Origin of the sequence: Roseinatronobacter thiooxidans (assembly GCF_001870675.1) — a bacterium.
Lineage (GTDB): Bacteria > Pseudomonadota > Alphaproteobacteria > Rhodobacterales > Rhodobacteraceae > Roseinatronobacter > Roseinatronobacter thiooxidans.
The window spans coordinates 1-3,153 of sequence record NZ_MEHT01000034.1 but is presented as its reverse complement, the minus strand read 5'-3'; the positions used below and the strand labels follow the sequence as shown (position 1 = coordinate 3,153).

Here is a 3,153-nt window from a genome sequence, read left to right as displayed (position 1 = left end):
GTAAGCATCCGCCGAGGGCCGCAGCCGTGGCATATTGATCAGAGGCTTTTGGGTGCGGCTTTTGGTTTCCGCGGCTTTGGTGCCCACTTTTTGGCGAGGCGCTCGAAGCTGTCGAGGATGCGACCGATCTCTGCCTCTTCAGGGTCGAACTTTCCCCCATACCATTCCACCATCCGGTCGTGTTCTTCGTGCTTGGGGTCTGCCATGGCGTCAAGGAAGTTGGCGTAGCCAGGGAACCCACCGACATCTTCAGGAGGACAAGCCCCGATGGCCCTTACAAGCCGTGGGTAGTCGGCACCCGGCACGGCATCATCGATTTTCTCGACCTTGATCACATGGTGCCAGTTGTCGCCAAAGTCATAGATGTAATGGATGGTCTTGGTGCCGACATCTTCGAGCACATCAAACAGGCTGGTTTTGCTCGCGGGAAGCGGGCCATCGTAATAGCCGTCAGGATCGGGCACACCCCAGCCGACACCTCCGGCTCGGAACTCATAGAGGTGGCTGTCGGTCCAGCCCATGGCGGCCTGGATCACATCGTGCAGACGGTTCAGCTTGATCTTCAGCGGCACATCGAAGCGCCGCAATACCTGAGGTTCGACATCGGATAAGGTCAGCTTGAGGCGCGCAACCAGGGTCATGCGGCAATCCTCTTCACTTCGGTTGCGGCCTTCCAATGCCAAGGCAACAATTCATGCACGCGCGAGATCGGAATATCCGGCAGTCGGGCGAGCACATCGGCCAGCCATGCCTGCGGGTCGATGTCATTCATCTTTGCCGAGACGATGAGGGTATACATGAAGGCCGCCCTGTCACCGCCACGTTCGGATCCTGCAAAAAGCCACGACTTTCTGCCCAATGCGATGCCGCGCAGGGCGCGCTCTGCGGCATTGTTCGTCATGCATAGGCGCCCATCATCAAGGAATGCAGTGAAGGCCTCCCAGCGGCCCTCGCCGACGAGCATATAATTCATCGCCTTGGCGACAGGGTTGTGCTTTGACATCCGGGCCCTCTCGGCGAGCATCCAGTCATGCAGATCATTGACCAGCGGCGCGACCCGTTGCTGGCGAACTTCGTGGCGCTCTGCCGCTGACACGCCGGTGATTTCACGCTCGTCGGCAAAGATTGCGTCGATCCGCGTCACAGCGTCCAGCGCGATAGGCGAGATTTCTTCTGCCACCTTCTTACCCTTGCGTGCGGTGCCTTTGATATCGGCCAACTCAAAAAACTTGCGTCTGGCATGGCTCCAGCACAGCGCAGAACGGACCGGACCCGGGCTTCGATCTGCCAGATAGAGATCATTGTAACCGCCATAGACATCCGATTGCAGCACACCATGCCATCCGGCCAGGTGCCGGGTCGGATGCTCCTTGCAACGATCTGTCGAGAACTTGAAGAAGGCCGCAGGGGGCGCACCCCCATTCCATGGATTGTCATCACGCACATAGGTCCACAGCCGCGCAGTCTTGGTGCCGCCGCGCGCCAGAAGCGGCACGGTCGTGTCATCACCATGCAGGCGCGCACCGTCCAGCACGTGACGCTCAATCAGCGCATGGATCGGGGCCAGTGCCACGCAAGCATGACCGATCAGATCAGCCAAGGTCGACAGGCTGAGATCGATGCCTTCCCGCGCTATTCGCTCGGATTGTCGGTTCAGCGGCTGATGCTGTCCGTATTTGTCGAAAGCGATCATGGCGATCAACTGTGGCCCAGCCCATCCACGCGGAATAGCGTGGAACGGTGCCGGTGGTTGGCTGATCTTCTCGCATGCCCTGCAAGTAAACTTCTCGCGGACGGTCTGGATCACCTTCCACTGGCGCGGGATCACTTCCAGCGTCTCGGTGATATCCTCGCCCATCTTCACGATGCGGTCTGAACCACAGCAAGTGCAGGTGGTTGGAGCCTCAACCACTACACGTTCGCGCGGCAGATGCTCGGGAAAGGGTTTGCGAACAGGCTTGCGACGCGTGAAGGCGCGCACGGTGCTGGTCTTGTCCTGCGCTGCGGCTTGTTCAGCCGCCAGCGCATCCTCGGTAGCGGCAGCTTCCAATTCCTCAAGCTGCAATTCCAGCTGATCAATCAGTCGCGCGCGGCGTTCGGAAGAGATACCGTATTTGTCGCGGCGCAGCTTGGCGATCTCCAGCTTCAACTCTTGGATCATCGCTTCTGTGCAGGATGCCAAAGCGCGGGCCTGTGCCAATTCGGCTTCCGCCGCATGTGCGCGGGCGGTCTGCGCGGCAAGTGCAGCGCTTAATTCGGCGATTTTCAAGGCGGCATCTGACATGGCAGATGTCTACCATGAACGCCATGAAAGGCCAATAAAAACAGGCGTTTCTCTACAAATTATCCAGCCGTCTTAGGCCTCTGTGTCCAGCGCGGATTACGCCAGTCGATCCCTTCCAGAAGATAGCCGAGCTGTGCGGCTGATATCGCCACCGCCGTCCCGTCCTGGCTCACAGGCCAGATGAACTTCCCTGCCTCAAGGCGCTTCAAATACAAAGACATACCGACCCCATCATGCCACAAAAGCTTGACCAGATCGCCACGGCGCCCCCGGAAGCAGAAGATTTCTCCGGCATGTGGGTCACGCCCGAGGCCCTGTTGCACCGACAATGCCAAGGTGTTCATGCCTTTGCGCATATCAGTCACTCCACCTGCAATCCACACCTTCGTGCCAGCCGGAAACGCGATCATCGCAGCAACCTCAGGCCATTGAGCAAGCGTGCGGCCGCTTCCATGTCAAAATCAGCAGGGATCATCACACGACATTGTTCGCCAAGTTCGATTGTCATTACGGCCGGTTGCGATGCAGGCATAGGGGGCAAGCTTTCAGAAGCCGGCCCATCGTCTTGGGGAACAAGGCGCATGAATTGCGTAGCGCACCCAAGCATCCCATACTTGTGCCGATAGCGCCAATCGTAAAGCATTGAACGCGATATCTCATGGCGCCGCGCGACCTCGGCCAATGTCACGCCGTCGCAATGGCTTTCTTCAACGATCCGGATCTTCTCATCATCCGTCCAACGGCGGCGACGGCCCGTGTCAGAAACCGACAAAACTTGAATGCGGGGGGTGTTCTCGTGTGCGTCCATAAGGACACTCGATAAACGCTCAGCCCGCTAAACAGCCAGACGGCCCTCGGCGAATGCTTAC

General features: G+C 58.7%; 4 protein-coding genes. All 4 read right to left on the bottom strand.

Going from position 1 to position 3,153, the window contains the following annotated elements:
- Positions 1 to 38: 38 nt before the first annotated feature.
- Genes BG455_RS11990 through tnpA form a run of 4 tightly spaced genes read right to left on the bottom strand, consistent with a single transcriptional unit; the run spans position 39 to position 3,092 of the window.
- Positions 39 to 641, bottom strand: a complete 603-nt coding sequence (locus BG455_RS11990; protein ID WP_071470250.1) for a plasmid pRiA4b ORF-3 family protein — start codon at positions 639 to 641, stop codon at positions 39 to 41.
- The gene (gene tnpC, locus BG455_RS11985) at positions 638 to 2,284 is read right to left on the bottom strand and encodes an IS66 family transposase (RefSeq protein ID WP_071470249.1); all 1,647 of its coding nucleotides are present in this window, start codon (positions 2,282 to 2,284) and stop codon (positions 638 to 640) included. The genes BG455_RS11990 and tnpC overlap by 4 nt, the downstream gene beginning before the upstream one ends.
- A gap of 59 nt (positions 2,285 to 2,343) precedes the next feature.
- Positions 2,344 to 2,694, bottom strand: coding sequence for an IS66 family insertion sequence element accessory protein TnpB (gene tnpB / locus BG455_RS11980; protein WP_071470248.1), 351 nt, complete (start codon positions 2,692 to 2,694; stop codon positions 2,344 to 2,346).
- Complete coding sequence (gene tnpA / locus BG455_RS11975) at positions 2,691 to 3,092, bottom strand: IS66-like element accessory protein TnpA (RefSeq protein ID WP_071470247.1); 402 nt, start codon at positions 3,090 to 3,092, stop codon at positions 2,691 to 2,693. Before tnpA ends, tnpB begins: the two co-directional genes overlap by 4 nt.
- Positions 3,093 to 3,153 lie beyond the last annotated feature (61 nt).

Excerpts from the sequence above, each read along its gene's own strand:
- BG455_RS11990 (WP_071470250.1), bottom strand. The coding sequence starts at position 641 with ATGACCCTGGTTGCGCGCCTCAAGCTGACCTTATCCGATGTCGAACCT.
- tnpC (WP_071470249.1), bottom strand. The coding sequence starts at position 2,284 with ATGTCAGATGCCGCCTTGAAAATCGCCGAATTAAGCGCTGCACTTGCC.
- tnpB (WP_071470248.1), bottom strand. The coding sequence starts at position 2,694 with ATGATCGCGTTTCCGGCTGGCACGAAGGTGTGGATTGCAGGTGGAGTG.
- tnpA (WP_071470247.1), bottom strand. The coding sequence starts at position 3,092 with ATGGACGCACACGAGAACACCCCCCGCATTCAAGTTTTGTCGGTTTCT.